The 14,130-nt window shown below is 69.3% G+C and carries 10 protein-coding genes; 6 read left to right on the forward strand and 4 right to left on the reverse strand.

Annotated features, from left to right (window positions below):
* The first annotated feature begins 118 nt into the window (after nt 1–118).
* Nucleotides 119–2,395 carry an NHL repeat-containing protein gene (locus KY661_RS09215; RefSeq protein ID WP_225409854.1) on the forward strand — a complete coding sequence of 759 codons (2,277 nt, stop codon included), beginning with the start codon at nt 119–121 and terminating at the stop codon, nt 2,393–2,395.
* On the opposite strand, the gene KY661_RS09220 is transcribed toward KY661_RS09215, so the two are convergent.
* Nucleotides 2,385–3,947: a hypothetical protein gene (locus KY661_RS09220; protein WP_225409855.1), complete on the reverse strand. Its 1,563-nt coding sequence runs from the start codon at nt 3,945–3,947 to the stop codon at nt 2,385–2,387. The genes KY661_RS09215 and KY661_RS09220 overlap by 11 nt on opposite strands.
* A gap of 139 nt (nt 3,948–4,086) precedes the next feature.
* Between KY661_RS09220 and KY661_RS09225 the strand changes: the two genes are divergently transcribed.
* From KY661_RS09225 to KY661_RS09245, 5 genes are all read left to right on the forward strand, one after another.
* Nucleotides 4,087–5,193: an alpha/beta hydrolase gene (locus KY661_RS09225; RefSeq protein ID WP_225409856.1), complete on the forward strand. Its 1,107-nt coding sequence runs from the start codon at nt 4,087–4,089 to the stop codon at nt 5,191–5,193.
* A gap of 71 nt (nt 5,194–5,264) precedes the next feature.
* The gene (locus KY661_RS09230; protein WP_225409857.1) at nt 5,265–5,570 is read left to right on the forward strand and encodes a DUF485 domain-containing protein; all 306 of its coding nucleotides are present in this window, start codon (nt 5,265–5,267) and stop codon (nt 5,568–5,570) included.
* The gene (locus KY661_RS09235; protein ID WP_225409858.1) at nt 5,570–7,279 is read left to right on the forward strand and encodes a cation acetate symporter; all 1,710 of its coding nucleotides are present in this window, start codon (nt 5,570–5,572) and stop codon (nt 7,277–7,279) included. The genes KY661_RS09230 and KY661_RS09235 overlap by 1 nt, the downstream gene beginning before the upstream one ends.
* A gap of 116 nt (nt 7,280–7,395) precedes the next feature.
* A complete protein-coding gene (locus KY661_RS09240; RefSeq protein WP_225409859.1) occupies nt 7,396–8,283 on the forward strand; it encodes a phytanoyl-CoA dioxygenase family protein in 888 nt (295 codons plus the stop codon).
* Between the two features lie 87 nt (nt 8,284–8,370).
* Nucleotides 8,371–10,521 (forward strand): AbfB domain-containing protein, encoded by a 2,151-nt coding sequence (locus KY661_RS09245; RefSeq protein ID WP_225409860.1) that lies wholly within the window; start codon nt 8,371–8,373, stop codon nt 10,519–10,521.
* Between the two features lie 11 nt (nt 10,522–10,532).
* Here the strand turns inward: KY661_RS09245 and KY661_RS09250 are convergent, their stop codons facing one another.
* From KY661_RS09250 to KY661_RS09260, 3 genes are all read right to left on the reverse strand, one after another.
* Entirely contained in the window at nt 10,533–11,840 is a 1,308-nt protein-coding gene (locus tag KY661_RS09250) for a hypothetical protein (protein ID WP_225409861.1), read from the reverse strand.
* 289 nt (nt 11,841–12,129) lie between these two features.
* Nucleotides 12,130–12,693, reverse strand: a complete 564-nt coding sequence (locus tag KY661_RS09255; protein WP_225409862.1) for a dihydrofolate reductase family protein — start codon at nt 12,691–12,693, stop codon at nt 12,130–12,132.
* Nucleotides 12,694–12,947: 254 nt separating this feature from the next.
* Nucleotides 12,948–14,102 carry an acyltransferase family protein gene (locus KY661_RS09260; RefSeq protein ID WP_225409863.1) on the reverse strand — a complete coding sequence of 385 codons (1,155 nt, stop codon included), beginning with the start codon at nt 14,100–14,102 and terminating at the stop codon, nt 12,948–12,950.
* Between the last annotated feature and the right edge of the window lie 28 nt (nt 14,103–14,130).

A 14,130-nucleotide genomic window follows, 5' to 3' on the forward strand; every position in this document is an offset into this window, starting at 1 on the left:
TCGCTGTAGAGGGGTGTCCCCCCCAGTTGGGGAGAACACCCCACGGTGAGGAGGAAGGGGTTTTCCAGAAGGCTGGAAAGGGGGAGTCTCGCGCCGTGTTTGCGACGGTGTTCCCCACATGAGACGCGCTCTGGCGGTGTTCGCGGTGCTGGCCGTTCCACTGGCAGTGGGAGGCGTGCTCGCCGTGTCCCCGCGCGCGGCGCCGCCCCCGGTGCCCCGCGCGCGGCTGAGCGCGGTGGGGCCGTGGCTCACGAGCAACCAAACCTCCCAGCCGCTGGCGGTGTACGGCGAGGGGCTCGCGCCCGGGATGCGGCTGGCGCTGGGGCCTCCGCTGTCGCGCGAGCTGCCGCTGAAGGTGGTGGATGCACGGCACGCGTACGCGCGCCTCCCCGCGGGGCTGGCGCTGCCGGTGGACCAGCCCCAGGTGAACGTGACGGTGCGGCTGGTGGCGGACGGCGGGGCCGCGCCCGAGGGCGAGAAGCGCCTGGACCTGGTGAACGACGCGGCGTTCCCGGACCTGACGGAGCTGGCGCTGTCGCCGGATGGCCGGGTGGCCTTCATCGCCTCGGCGCCCACGGACACGGTGTTCGCGCTGGAGCTGGCCACCGGGCAGGTGACGCCGCTGGCGGTGGGGGACGGGCCCAGCGCGCTGGCCACATATAATGATGCGGGCGGGCACCCCTGGCTGGCGGTGGCGCACCGCTTCATCCCCGAGCTGCGGCTCTACGCCCTGGACGCCCTGGAGCGCGCGCCCCGCGTGCTGCCCGCGCCCGTGGGGACCGTGGGGTTGGTGGTGGAGTCCCCGGGGGAGGTGGCCTTCCTCGCCGAACAGGTGAAGGACACGGTGCGGGCGCTGTCCCTGAAGGACGGGCACGAGCGGTGGCGGGCGGCGGTGGACCCGAACCCGCGCGCGCTCGCGCCGTGGAACGGCCTGCTGGCGGTGGGGAGCCTCCAGACGGGGCAGGTGGAGCTGCTGCGCCAGGAGGATGGCGCGCCCGTGTCCACGCTGGTGCCGAAGCCCGGCATCCCCATCATCGGAGGGGAGACGGAGCGCTTCTCCGCGCAGGTGATGGGGGGCAAGGCGGCGCGAGGGCTCGTGGCGGGGACGCGGCTGGGCAGCCTGTTCCTGGCGAGCCTCGGGCCCAACGTGGGGCCGAACGCCGAGCGCATGGAGGTGAGCGCCAACGGCGGGGTGAGCGTGCTCTCGCCCACGCGCGGCGAGGTGGTGCGGCACCGGGGCTTCGGCGCGGGGGTGACGGAGGGGCTGGCGCTGGACGAGGCCGCGGGCGTGCTCTACGCGGCGGACATCGCCCTGGGGCTCGTGCGGGTGCTGGACGCGCGGCGGCTGGTGGCCAGCGACGCGGGCGCGCGCGGCGCGCTGCTCCAGGAGCTGCCCATGCCGCTGCCCGAGCGGACGCCCCTGGCGCGCCCGGCGGAGGACTACGGGACGAACGGGCGCGCGGGGGCCGAGCTGCACGCGGGCCCCCGGGCGCTGGCGCTGGCGCCCGGCGGGCGCACGCTCTACGTGCTCAACCGCTTCACCGGCACGCTGGCGGAGGTGGACGTGACGCGGGCGCGGGAGGGCCAGGCCCGCGTGGTGCGCCAGCTTCCGGTGACGCCGATGCATACGCAGGCCAAGCGCCGGTTGGGACAGGTCCTCTACTACGCGGACATGGGGCGCAAGGCGATGAGCTGTGACGCCTGCCACCTGGAGGGCCACACGGGCGGGGTCTTCTTCGAGAAGACGCACCCGATGCGCATCTACCGCTCCACCACGGTGCGGGGCAGCCGGGACACGCCGCCGTACTTCACCCCGGCGAGCACGCGCAGCCTGGCGGAGACGGTGCGGACGGTGGGCAACCGCAACCGCTACTTCAACCCGGAGCTCACCGGCGCGGAGGTCGAAGCCCTCACGCTCTTCACGGCGCTGATTCCCCTGCTGCCCAATCCCCACGTGGGCGAGGACGGGGCGCCGCCGGAGGCGCTGGAGCTGCCGGATGGGCGCACGGGGCGGCCCGCGGAGGGCCGGGCGCTGTTCGAGGGCAAGGCCGGGTGCGCGGCGTGCCACCCCGCGCCGCTCTTCACGCTGGACCAGGCACCCGAGACGCGGGGGGGCTACCCGGACGTGGGCACGCCCGTGGCGCTGCCCCTGCGCCTGGAGCAGCAGGAGCTCGTCCCGGGCGCGGCGCCTCCCGCGCTGGTGGGCACCTGGGATGTGTGGCCCCTGCTGACCAGCGCGGCGGCGGGCTACGCGGTGAGCGGAGACCGGCTGGTGGTGGAGACGCGCTTTCCGCTGCGCGCCCTCCTGGAGACGTCCGGGCCCGCGCACGGCAACGCGCGGGCGCTCACCCCGCGAGAGCAGGATGACCTGCTCGCGTTTCTCCTCACGCTTTGACCCAGGACTGGAGGGCGGCGGCGTAGTCCTTCATCGACCGGAAGAGCTCCGCGGAGAGGCGCTCGTTCTCCTCGCCATCGGCCTCGTTCAGGGGCAGGTCGTTCCAGGAGCCCATGCCGCCAAAGACGTCCGAGACCGACGCCGCGAGGAAGCCGAGGATCCGCTCCGCCGGCCAGCGCAGAATCCTCAGGTCCTCCGCGAAGGAGAAGACCTCCTGGAAGTTCTCCTGGGCCCGGTCCGAGAAGCCCTTCGCCTGGAGCGCCTCCACGGCGCGCTGGCCATGGGCCTCGTCAAAGTCTCCGCGAGGAAAGTCCTGCTCCAGCAGGGCGAGCCCCAGGCGGAACGCCTCGGCGAAGGGGAAGTCCAGGCGCGCCGCGAACGCCTCGATGGCCTGGAGCGCTTCCTGGAAGCGGGCCTTCGCCTGGGCGGCCTCCACGGGCGGCTCGGTGGGCGCGGCGCCGGGAACCTCCTCGAAGAAGACGAGCTGCCACGGCTGGGGGTTATCCTGGAGCTGCCACTGCTCGCCCCCGCTCAGCCGGCCCCGGGCCTTCGCCCGCTTCTTTTCGAGCTCATCCGGGCCGAAGCTGGCCTTCAAGGCCTCGGGAATGACGGGCTCCTTCTGCTGCTCCTCGCACAGGGTGCGGATGGCATCGCAGACCGCCTGGGGAACGCTGCGCTTCAGCGCGTCGCTCAGCCCGTCCAGCGCCGTGGGCCACGCCCCGGGGGAGGCGGGCAGCAGGGCCGGATCCGTGTACTCCCGGAGCCTCGCGTCGGCCCGGGCCCAGATGTCCGCGGGCGGGAAGGGCTGCGCCTGGATCAACGCGCGCACCTCCTGCGCGGAGACGTCCTGCTTCTCCGGATACAGGAAGACGGGGTCTCTCTCGGGCAGCCCGAACGAGAAATCCGGCTGGTAGAACGCGTCCTTCAGGTGCGGGGGAATCCGGAACGGCGTCTCCCTCACGAGGCACTCGAGCTGGACCTCCCGGCAGAGGTCCATGACGAGGAAGTCGTACACCTCGGCGCCCTCGGGGCTGAGCAGGTACGCCGCGGCCTGGCCGGGTGCGACGGCGGGCCGGCTGTTCAGCGCGTTGGACTCATGCACCAGCTCCCGCACCCGCTCCCACAGGAGCGCCTTCTGCTCTTGGGCGTCCATCAGCTCGACAAACTGCGCGGGGGGGAGGGCCACCTGGGGCGACTGCCGGGTTTGCAGCTCATAGGTCCGCGCCGCGGTGGCGGTCTCCACCTGGAAGAGCAGGATGCGCACCCCCGCGAAGGCCGCCGCCACGTGGGGGGGCAGGGACGGGTCTGCGGGCTTGGCGCCCCAGTAGAAGCGCACCCCCCGCAGCCCCTCCGTCCGGAGCGCCTGGAGCCATGCGGCGTAGCTCAGTTCGTCACCCCCCGGGCCCCGTCCTCCGAGGGAGACGGCCTGGGACTTCTTCAGCTCCTGGAACTCGAAGCGCTGCCCGAAGTGCGCCTGGGCCGTCGCGGCGGGCTCGCCGGACAGGGCCAGGAGGCCGGACGTGAACGCCTGAACAGAGTCATCTCGCTTCAAAAGGCTCCCTCCGGGAGAACGAGCGGTTGCTTCTTATACGCACTCATTGTATAAATCCAATAAGGCCATAATAAGTAGGCATTCATGTACGACACCGGCCCCCGACCTTTGTCCCAGCGCAGCTGCGGGAGCCGTGTGTATGTTCGCCCAGCCGAGTGTCGTGAAAGCCGTCCTGCGCCTGCTGCTGTTGGGCCTGCTCGCCGTGGGGGCCCCCAGCGCGGAAGCCTCCATCGCCGCGAAGCGGTGTGAGAGCCGGAGGCTGCCGGTGGCCCTCTACCCCGGCCTTCCCGTCACCGAGTGGGTGTTCGCCAAGCTGTGCCTTCCGCCGGGGCAGACGCCCTCCACGGTGCAGCTGCTGGTGCACGGCATCACCTACTCGCACCAGTACTGGGACTTTCCGGATCCCGCCGGCCCCAGCAACCGGTACTCCTACGTGAGCGCGGCGCTGAACGCGGGCTTCGCCACGCTGGCCATCGACCGCATCGGCAGCGGCGAGAGCTCCCGCCCGCTGGGGCTGCTCGTCACCATCGAGGCCAACGCCTATGTGGTTCACCAGGTGGTGCAGGCCCTGCGCAACGGCTGGCGCATGGGCGCCTCGGACACGGTGAGCTTCGCCAAGGTCCTGCTGGTGGGCCACTCCTACGGCTCCTTCACCGCCTGGTACGCGGCCTCTGACTACCAGGATGTGGATGGCGTGATTCTCAGCGGGGTCAGCCACTCCATCTCGCCCGAGACGTTGGCGCGGGTCCTCACCCCGCTGATGCCGGCGGCGCTGGATCCGGCCTTCTGGGGCCGGGGCTCTTACGATCTGGCCTACCTCACCACGCGCCCCAACACCCGCTACCGCACCTTCTACGAGCCGGGCGAGGTGACGCCCGAGGTGCTGGCGCAGGACGAGAAGACCAAGGGCACGGTGACGCTGAGCGAGTTCGACACCTTCCCGCTGATTCTTGCCCGGCCGCTGGACATCCGGGTGCCGGTGCTGCTGTTCAACGGCACCGAGGACCGGCTGTTCTGTGGGCCGTCGCTCCTGGGCGCGGACTGCACCAGCGCGGAGGCGCTGGTGGCCATGGAGGCGCCCCGGCTGGGGCCCAACGTGCCTTGTGTCGAGGGCCACGTGCTGCAGGGCGCCGGCCACGCCCTCAACACCCTCGTGAACGCCCAGGACTGGTTCGCGGTGGCCCAGGCCTGGGCGGTGCAGCGCATCGGCACCGGCCCGGGGCCCGCGCCCGGCTGCGGCACGTAAGCCCCTCCGCCTTGTTTAGGGCTGGGGTGCGTGCTCCTATGCGCCCCACTCAACAAGGGATGGGGAGGCTCATGATTCCGGAAAAAGCGCAAGAGATTGCGAGAAGCCCTAAGTATCAGAACCTGGTCAAGAAGCGGTCTGTCTTGGGGTGGAGCCTGACCGCCGTCATGATGGTTGTGTATTACGGATACATCTTCCTGGTGGCCTTCAACCGGGAGTTCCTGGCGCGCACGGTGGGCGAGGGCGTCACCACGCTGAGCATCCCGATTGGCCTGGGGGTCATCGTCTTCACGGTGCTCATCACGGGCGTGTACGTGCGCCATGCGAACTCCGAGTTCGACCGGATGAACGACGAGATCGTCCGGGAGGCCAAGTGATGGGCACGCGCGCGCTGCTCACGGGCCTGGCGCTCCTGCTCTCCTCGGCCCCGGCGTGGGCGGCGGGGGACCTGGGCACGCTGGAGAAGCAGCCCACCAACTGGACCGCCATCGTCATGTTCGCGGTGTTCGTGGCGGCGACGCTGTGGATCACCAAGTGGGCGTCCCAGCGGACGAAGTCCGCGGCGGACTTCTACACGGCCGGCGGCGGCATCACCGGGTTCCAGAACGGGCTGGCGATCGCCGGGGACTTCATGTCCGCCGCCTCGTTCCTGGGGATCTCGGCCGCGGTGATGACCAGCGGCTATGACGGTTTGATCTACTCCATCGGCTTTCTGGTGGGCTGGCCCATCCTGACGTTCCTCATGGCCGAGCGCCTGCGGAACCTGGGCAAGTTCACCTTCGCCGACGTGGTGGCGTACCGCTTCAAGCAGACCCCCACGCGGGCCCTGGCCGCCTCGGGCACGCTGGTGGTCGTCGCCTTCTACCTCATCGCGCAGATGGTGGGCGCGGGCCAGCTCATCAAGCTGCTCTTCGGACTCGAGTACTGGATCGCCGTGATCATCGTCGGCGTGTTGATGATGGTTTACGTGCTCTTTGGCGGCATGACGGCGACCACGTGGGTGCAGATCATCAAGGCCTGCCTGCTGCTGTCGGGCGCGTCCTTCATGGCCTTCATGGTGTTGTACAACTATGGCTTCTCGCCCGAGAAGCTCTTCTCCGAGGCGGTGCGCATCAAGACGGAACTGGCCACGGCGTCCGGCAAGCCGCTGGAGGAGGCCGCCCGGCGAGGGCAATCCATCATGTCGCCCGGAAACTTCGTCAGCAATCCCATCTCCACCATCTCGTTTGGCATGGCGCTGATGTTTGGCACGGCGGGGCTGCCGCACATCCTGATGCGGTTCTTCACGGTGCCGGACGCGAAGGAGGCCCGCAAGTCTGTCTTCTGGGCCACGACGTGGATTGGGTACTTCTACATCCTGACGTTCATCATTGGCTTTGGCGCCATCGTGCTGGTGTCCACCAACCCCGCCTTCCTGGATGAGAAGGGCGGCCTGCTGGGCGGCGGCAACATGGCGGCCGTGCACCTGGCCTCCGCGGTGGGCGGCAATGCCTTCCTCGGGTTCATCTCGGCGGTGGCCTTCGCGACGATTCTGGCGGTGGTCTCGGGCCTGACGCTGTCGGGCGCCTCCGCCGTGTCCCACGACATCTACTCGACCGTGTTGAAAAACGGGAAGCCCGCGCCGGGCTCGGAGCTCAAGGTGTCGCGCGTGACGACCATCCTGCTGGGCATCGTGGCGGTGCTGCTGGGCATCCTGTTCGAGAAGCAGAACATCGCCTTCATGGTCTCGCTGGCGTTCGCCATCGCGGCCTCGGCGAACTTCCCGGCGTTGATCATGTCCCTGCTCTGGAAGAACTGCACCACGCGCGGGGCGTTCATCGGCGGGTTCGCTGGGCTCATCAGCGCGTTCGCCCTGACGGTGCTGTCGCCCTCGGTGTGGGAGGCCACCTTCGGCAACCCGCCCGGCAGCGCGCTCTTCCCCTACACGTCGCCGGCGCTCTTCTCCATGCCGCTGGCGTTCGTCACCATCTGGGTGGTGTCGCTGCTGGACAAGAGCCCGCGCGCAGCAGAGGACCGGGCCGGTTACCTGGCCCAGGAAGTGCGCTCGGAGACGGGCATCGGCGCCGCCGGCGCGTCGGGGCACTGAGCCCATCCCTCAGCGGGCGCCGGGGCTCAGACAGGCCACCGGCGCCCGGTGCAGTTCGCCCGACTCCGGGGCAGGCAGGCTTGACAACCTGGGGTGCTGCCCGGAGTTGTAAGGGCATGCGATACGAGACACAGGACACCGACACCACCCCGGGCGCCCCCGAGGGTCTTGCCAGCGCCCCTGAGGTAGCACCGAAGTACGACACCGCGGCCATCATGGGCGGCCTCTATGGGGATGGCATCATCGGCCTGAAGGGCGCCTTTTCACGGGAGTGGGTGCAGCAGGTGGGGCAGGACATCCACACGCTGTTCCAGGAGGCGCTCGCGCGTCCAAACGGCGCGCTCGGCCGGGGGCCCAACCGCTACTACGTCGAGATTCAGCCGGAGCGGCTCCGGGGCTTCGTCGAGCTCGTCAGCCACCCCTGGGTGGTGGCGGTGTGCGAGGCCGTCCTGGGACCGGAGTACAAGATTGTCGAGCTGGGCTTCGATGTCCCGGGACCGGGAGCCCTGAACCAGCCCTGGCACCGCGACTTCCCCTCCCCCGAGGAGACCCGGGTGGGCCGGCGCTTGAACTCGCTGGCGTTCAACCTCACCACCGTCGATGTCACCGAGGACATGGGCCCCTTCGAAATCGCGGTGGGCACGCAGTGGGACCACAGCCCCAGCTTCGACAAGGGGATGTTCCCGCCCAAGTCGCTCTATCCCCGCTACGTGGAGCGGGCCCAGCGCAAGATGCCGAAGATGGGCGACATCTCGGCCCGCTCGGCCCTGACCGTCCACCGCGGAACAGCCAACCAGTCGGACAAGTCCCGGCCCGTCCTGGTGCTCGGGGCCGATGCGCCGGACGCGCGCAACGCGGAGCGCCACGACCTGCAACTCAGCCGGCGCTTCCACGACACCTTGCCGCCCGAGGTGCGCCGGCACCTGACGTACCGGGTGGTCGACTCGCTGGAGGACATCGTCCAGGCGCACACCATCGAGGGCCTCGTGAAGGCAGACGCCTGAGCCACGGTTTCTGCTTGGTTTCTTTGATTTACTAGTTTTCCTTAACTTGATAGCGCATGGGGGCCACCTCCCATGGGGTTACGGAAAATGAAAGAAACCAAGATTCTTCTCACCACGCTGCTGGCCTCCGTGGTGATGACCGGCTGCGAGGGCGCAAGCCCTGAGGACACCGCTGCGGCGAGCACGGTGTCTGCTCCCCTCCACAGCGCGACGGCTGCCGGTGAGCAGCCCGGCAAGGCGGCCCTGTCCTGGGTGCCAATGCGGCTGAACGTCTACCACGCGTTCGGTGTCACCACGGCGGGGCATACGAGCCGCGTCCTGCGGCACTACGACAGCCTGGCGCGCACGGACATCCTCGGGACGTCGCCGGCCGAGAAGGCGGACTCCAGCTTCCGCGTCGTGGCGGGGCTGGCCGACGGCGGGTGTTACTCGCTGGAGTCCCAGAACTTTCCGGGCAAGTTCCTGCGGCACGCCGCCTCGCGGATTCGCATCGACAGCCGCGACGGCACCCGGGCCTTCGATGAGGACGCCACGTGGTGCACGCGCCCGGGCCTGTCCGGGCAGGGCGTCAGCCTGGAGTCGTTCAACCTCCCGGGCCGCTACATGCGCCACTTCAACTCGGACGTGTGGCTCGCGCAGCGCGGCGGCACGCTGCCCAGCGACACGGCCACCAGCTTCAACGAGGACGCCTCCTGGAAGGACCTCGTCCAGGCCAACAGTGACTTCAAGGCCTGGGGCGAAGAGACCCTTGCGAAGATCGAACAGGACTTCCGCAGGCCGGGCAGCAACCTCTATTACGAGACCTCGGCCCGGCAGGCGACGGCCTTTCACTGGCCCGCCGGGGTGCAGCTCCACGCGCTGATCGCCGCCGGCAAGATTGCGCAGGCCGAGGCCTACGCGAACGAGCTGCACCAGGCCTACTGGTGCAACACCAAGAACCGGTGGGGCTACAACGCTTCCGCCTATGGCTGCGGCGACCGCTACTACGATGACAACGCCTGGGCGGCCAAGGGGCTGATGGAGCTGTACCAGAAGACCAACAACGCCACATACCTGAACCGGGCCAAGGAAGTGCTGGCCTTCAGCATGAGCGGCGAGAACACCGCGAGCAGTGATCCGAACGGAGGCATCCGCTGGCGCGAGGGCGATACCGGCGGCCAGTGCCTGTGCGCCACGGCACCCACCGCGGCGGCGAACCTCATGCTGCACCGGGCCACGGGCACGGCGCAGTACCTGACCGATGGCCTGCGGCTCTACAACTGGATGAAGGCCAACCGGTTCGGCTACGGCCCGGGGTACCGGGGCTACGAGAACGCGGTGATGGCTCAGGCGGCGCTCCTGCTGTTCCGCATCACCGGCAACTACACCTACCTGGACGACGCCCGCCACCAGGGGCTGGCCATGGAGTCGACGTACATCGACTGGCAGACCCACGCGCTGAAGGAGACGGGGCAGTGGGGCGGCCATGACATGACCAACGCCTACGTCGACCTCTACGAGGTGGATGGCGACATCAACTGGCTGAACATCGTCGCGGGGTACCTCCAGTTCCTGCGGGACAATGGCAAGGATGCCAACGGCCGGTACCCCGAGTGGTGGTCCGACGCGGGCAAGCCTGGCAAGGCGGAGCTGCTGTACCAGGCCTCCGCCGCGCGGGCCTTCGCCCGGGCAAGCAACGTCCGCACGGGCACCCCCAAGCCGAGGGATCCGGTGGCGGTGTTCAAGGACTGCAACTACACCGGCATCTGGGGCGCGGGTTTCTGGGTGGGCCGGTTCGCGCTGAAGGACCTCCAGTTCCACGGCATCTCGGGCAAGGACATCTCCTCGGTGCGCGTGCAGCCGGGCTACAAGGTGACGCTCTACGAGAACGCCGACTTCACCGGCGCCTCGCTCGTGCGGACCGCGGACGACGGGTGCCTCGTCAGCAGCGGCTGGAACGACCGGGCCAACGCCATGGTGGTGGAGCCGGTGACGCCCATCGCCGTCGTCTACAAGGACTGCAACTACACCGGCGCGGGCTTCCACCTGCCCGTGGGCAGCTATGACGAGGCGAAGCTGCGCGAGCTGGGGATGAGCCCGGACATCGTGTCCTCGATTCAGGTGGCCGACGGGTATGAGGCGGTGCTGTACGACGGCGGCTACTTCGATCAGACCTCCTACGCGACCGGCACCAACAGTTGCCTGGTCGGAGCGGGCTGGAACGACAAGGCCGCCTCGTTCGTCATCCGGAAGAAGTAACCCCGGAGGGGTTAGCGCAGCAGGCCTGGCCACCAGCGCCAAGCACACTGCTCTTTCTCGGTGGAGGGAGAGCAGGCGTCGTCCTCGTCACAGACCTCGGGCGGCACGATTGTCTCGACGTACTGGACGACGGTGCCGTCCACGCCCACGTTGAGCTGCCGGCCGTCGCAGGAGTCCTGCAAGGCGGGGAACTGAACCGCGCCACAGGCGGTGCCGTCCTGGGTGAACAGGAGCAGGGACGGCTGGCACCCGATGCCCTCGGCCATCGCCGGCGGAGGGATGAGGGCGTGGGCCTGCTGGCCCCGGATGAGTACGAGCTGGGTGCCGGGGTGGTTCGCCAGCCACGCTGGCGCGGGCTGGACCGCCGCCTGGCCGCTGGGGAACACCGCGGTCCATTGCCCAGCACCGTTTCGCAGCGCCAGCCCCCCGCCCGCCAGCGGCTGCAACGTCCCGTTGGCCACCGAGGGCAGCACGAACGGGAAGGGCTGTGTCACGGCGGAGCCATTCCACTCCACCCACTGCCCGTGCCACGTGTTGCCGTCGCCCGGGTTCTGCCACAGCAGCAGCCCGCGCCCCTGGGTGTCCACGCCCGTGAGCAGGGGCCGGCCGCCGCCGGGGACGGAAAGCGCCTCGGCGCGTGCCGCGCGGGCAACCCCCGTCGAATCGAGGAACTGGTACTCCAGCGCCTGGGTGTTCCCCTCGCGCGGCTCCCACACCGCGAACAGCGCGCCGCCCTGCGGATCCGGGGACAGGCGGGCCGTGAGCTCATAATCGGTGGTCAACCGGTGGATGCTCAGGGCCTGGCCCTGGGAGGTGTATGGCTTCAGCGCGAGGCCTGCGGGGGAAAACGCGGTGAGGGAGACGTGGAACCCGCTGGGTTGGGGCACGACGGTATTCGTCAAATCCCCTCCATAGATGAGCTGTCCGGTGGGGATTCCCTCGGAGGACACGACATCCCAGGCCGTGTAGCCCAGCCGCCCCGAATTCATGAGCGCCAGGAAGCCGGCGCCATCCGAGGTTCCGGGGCCGCAGGCCGCCTCGAGCCCCGCATGGCCGTCCAGGGCGATGCTCCGGCTCTCCCCGAGCTGCGCCGGCACGATGTCCTTGCACGACAGCGCCGGGGGAGGCTCTGGAGGAGCAAAGGGGCCCTCGGGGGTCAGCGGCTCTGGGGCCGCGGGCGCGTGGGGAACCTGGGCAGACGGGGCGGTCTCCGGGTCGAGGGGGGCGCCCGGAGACGGGCCCACCTCTGAGCACCCCCAGGCTTGCGCCAGGACCACCGTTGCCACCATCTTCTGCCAGCGTCCTCGGCCCCAAGGCATGCGCGTTTTCCCTCCGGGTGTGATGTGCCGCGAACATGGGCACCCCACTCCGGAAGCGCCAAGGGGGACGGGTGCGAAAAGCCCCACGGACTTCCTGCAAGTAAGGCACTGAAACAATCTGGGCAAGACGCGCTGGCCCTTGGCGAGTGCGTTTCCTGGCCCAGCAAGACGGAGTGGAGGCGGAGATCGTGAAATGCACAGACCCCAACCTCGGGCTCGTGGTCCAAGCCAAGCGCCGGAAGGTGGAGCGGACGCCGGGGGGGCTAGCGGCCCCACCCCCGATCTGACCTCAGCGGCGATTTCCATCTGGCGAGTCGCGAGAGTCCGCAGGAACGTAGGTCAACCTGAGCACATCTTCGCCAATCCGATCATGACTCATCAGGCGGAGCGGCGGCCGAGGTCCGGCGAAATACGGCTTGCCGTGACCCAGCACGACGGGGTGCAGGTAGAGTCGATACTCATCGATCAAGCCCAGCTCGGTGAGGCTTCGTGCCAGGTCCGGACCAGCAACTTCGATCTCTCCATCGCGCCCGGCCTTCAACTCGCGGATCGCGGCCTCCAGATCATCCCCAACAAGCCTGGCGTTGGGGCCGACAGACTTCAATGAGCGCGAGACGACCCATTTCGTCTGCTTCCGCCACGCCGCCGCGAAGGCCTGTTCGTCTGCATTCCATTCAGGATGCTCGTCGTCCCAGTAACGCATGATCTCATACATGTGGCGGCCGTACACACTGCCCGCCTGTCCCTGCGCCTCCTCGATGAAGTGGCGGAAGAGCGTGGGGCTGGGCCCGAACGCCATATGATCGACGTAGCCGTCCAGGGACAGGTTCATTCCGAATACGAGCTTGGCCATAACCGCTTCCTTTCCTAGAAGGGAACATCCGCGCGAAACTGATTGCGGTATGCAATCGGTTTGAAGCTAGCTCGACTGGTTTTGAACCACAACCGGTTTTTGGAGTGCGTACAGGCCCATCCGAGTCACGAACCAGCTGCCATTGCTGGTTGGCATTCCCGCTCCACGGCCACTGGATGACGGGCGCTCCCGCGTCGGACAGGCGCCACTTATCATGCCTTGCTTGAATCGAAGCTTTCGCTGGACCTTGAGCTTCAGCTCGGAGAGGCCGAAGGAGCCGCCGGACGGCGGGCCAGCCGGGCACGCAGCCAGTGCCGCGCGGGCTCCTCCAGCCAGAGGAAGACACCGAGGGAGGCGAGGACCGAGACGGCCGCATAGACCGCGAAGAAGACCCAGGGGGAGGAGGCCGCGAGCCCTGCTCCCGAGCGGTGGTCCCCCATTCGCAGGTAGAAGTAGAGCGGGTTGTGGAGGATGTAGAGCCCGTAGCTGGCCTCGCCGAGCCGCACCGCCCAGGGGTGTCCCAGCAGCCAGGCCATGGGGCCGTCTCCAAAGGCCAGGCTCCAGAGAAGCAGCGCGTAGCAGGGCATCAACGCCAGGTCCCGGAAGGCCAGCGCGGCCCCGTCCAGGGGCGCGGCGAGCAGCAGCACGCTGGCGCCAGCGGCCACCCACGCCTGGGTGGAGGCCGCGGGCCCCGCGCCCTGGCCGTGCTTCACGCGCAGCGAGAAGAGCCGGCCCAGCACGATGCCCAGGAGGAACTGCGGCAGCCGGAGCAGCGGGTTGTACGCCGCCACCTTGAGCCACGTGTCCGCCCCGAAGAGCCCCTCGCCCCACAGCCACAGCAGCACGAGGACGGCCGTGCCCGCGAGCGTGGCGGCGGCGGCACGCCACAGGCCCTGGGAGGCCGAGTGGACCACGGGCAGACACAGCACGGGGAAGAGCAGGTAGAAGAAGGCCTCGACGGACAGGGACCAGCCGGGGCAATTCCAGACACAGGCCAAGTCGGGGACCCAGGCCTGGGTGAGGGTGAGGGCGGCGAGCCCCACGGGGGCGATCTCCCCGAGCGCCTCGGGACGGAGGCCCCCGGCGGCGCGCCGCACGCCGTCGAGCCACGGGGGCGCCATCAACACCAGCCCCAGCAGGTAGACGGGGTACACGCGGGCGAAGCGGGCGGCCCAGAACGCCCGGGGCTCCACCTGCGGGGCCTCCTGGGCGCCCAGGTAGCTGTAGGCCAGGATGAAGCCAGACAGGATGAAGAAGAGCGTGACGCTGTGCGAGCCCGCGCTCAGGAAGCGATCGAGCCACGCCGGTAAGCCCTCGCGCGGGGCATAGTGAAAGGCCACCACGTGCAGGGCCGCCAGGAAGCGGACTCCGGTGAGGGCGCGCAGCGAGGGGCGGGGCGGGGAGGACATGCGCGCCGCACCTTACAGGTTTCCTCGC

The organism is Allostigmatella hybrida (assembly GCF_020103775.1).
GTDB classification, from domain to species: Bacteria; Myxococcota; Myxococcia; order Myxococcales; family Myxococcaceae; genus Hyalangium; species Hyalangium aurantiaca.

What these genes read in the sequence shown, in the direction of transcription:
- KY661_RS09250 (WP_225409861.1), bottom strand. Translation starts at nt 11,840, where the DNA reads ATGCCTTGGGGCCGAGGACGCTGGCAGAAGATGGTGGCAACGGTGGTC.
- KY661_RS09255 (WP_225409862.1), bottom strand. Translation starts at nt 12,693, where the DNA reads ATGGCCAAGCTCGTATTCGGAATGAACCTGTCCCTGGACGGCTACGTC.
- KY661_RS09215 (WP_225409854.1), top strand. Translation starts at nt 119, where the DNA reads ATGAGACGCGCTCTGGCGGTGTTCGCGGTGCTGGCCGTTCCACTGGCA.
- KY661_RS09260 (WP_225409863.1), bottom strand. Translation starts at nt 14,102, where the DNA reads ATGTCCTCCCCGCCCCGCCCCTCGCTGCGCGCCCTCACCGGAGTCCGC.
- KY661_RS09240 (WP_225409859.1), top strand. Translation starts at nt 7,396, where the DNA reads ATGCGATACGAGACACAGGACACCGACACCACCCCGGGCGCCCCCGAG.
- KY661_RS09235 (WP_225409858.1), top strand. Translation starts at nt 5,570, where the DNA reads ATGGGCACGCGCGCGCTGCTCACGGGCCTGGCGCTCCTGCTCTCCTCG.
- KY661_RS09225 (WP_225409856.1), top strand. Translation starts at nt 4,087, where the DNA reads ATGTTCGCCCAGCCGAGTGTCGTGAAAGCCGTCCTGCGCCTGCTGCTG.
- KY661_RS09230 (WP_225409857.1), top strand. Translation starts at nt 5,265, where the DNA reads ATGATTCCGGAAAAAGCGCAAGAGATTGCGAGAAGCCCTAAGTATCAG.
- KY661_RS09245 (WP_225409860.1), top strand. Translation starts at nt 8,371, where the DNA reads ATGAAAGAAACCAAGATTCTTCTCACCACGCTGCTGGCCTCCGTGGTG.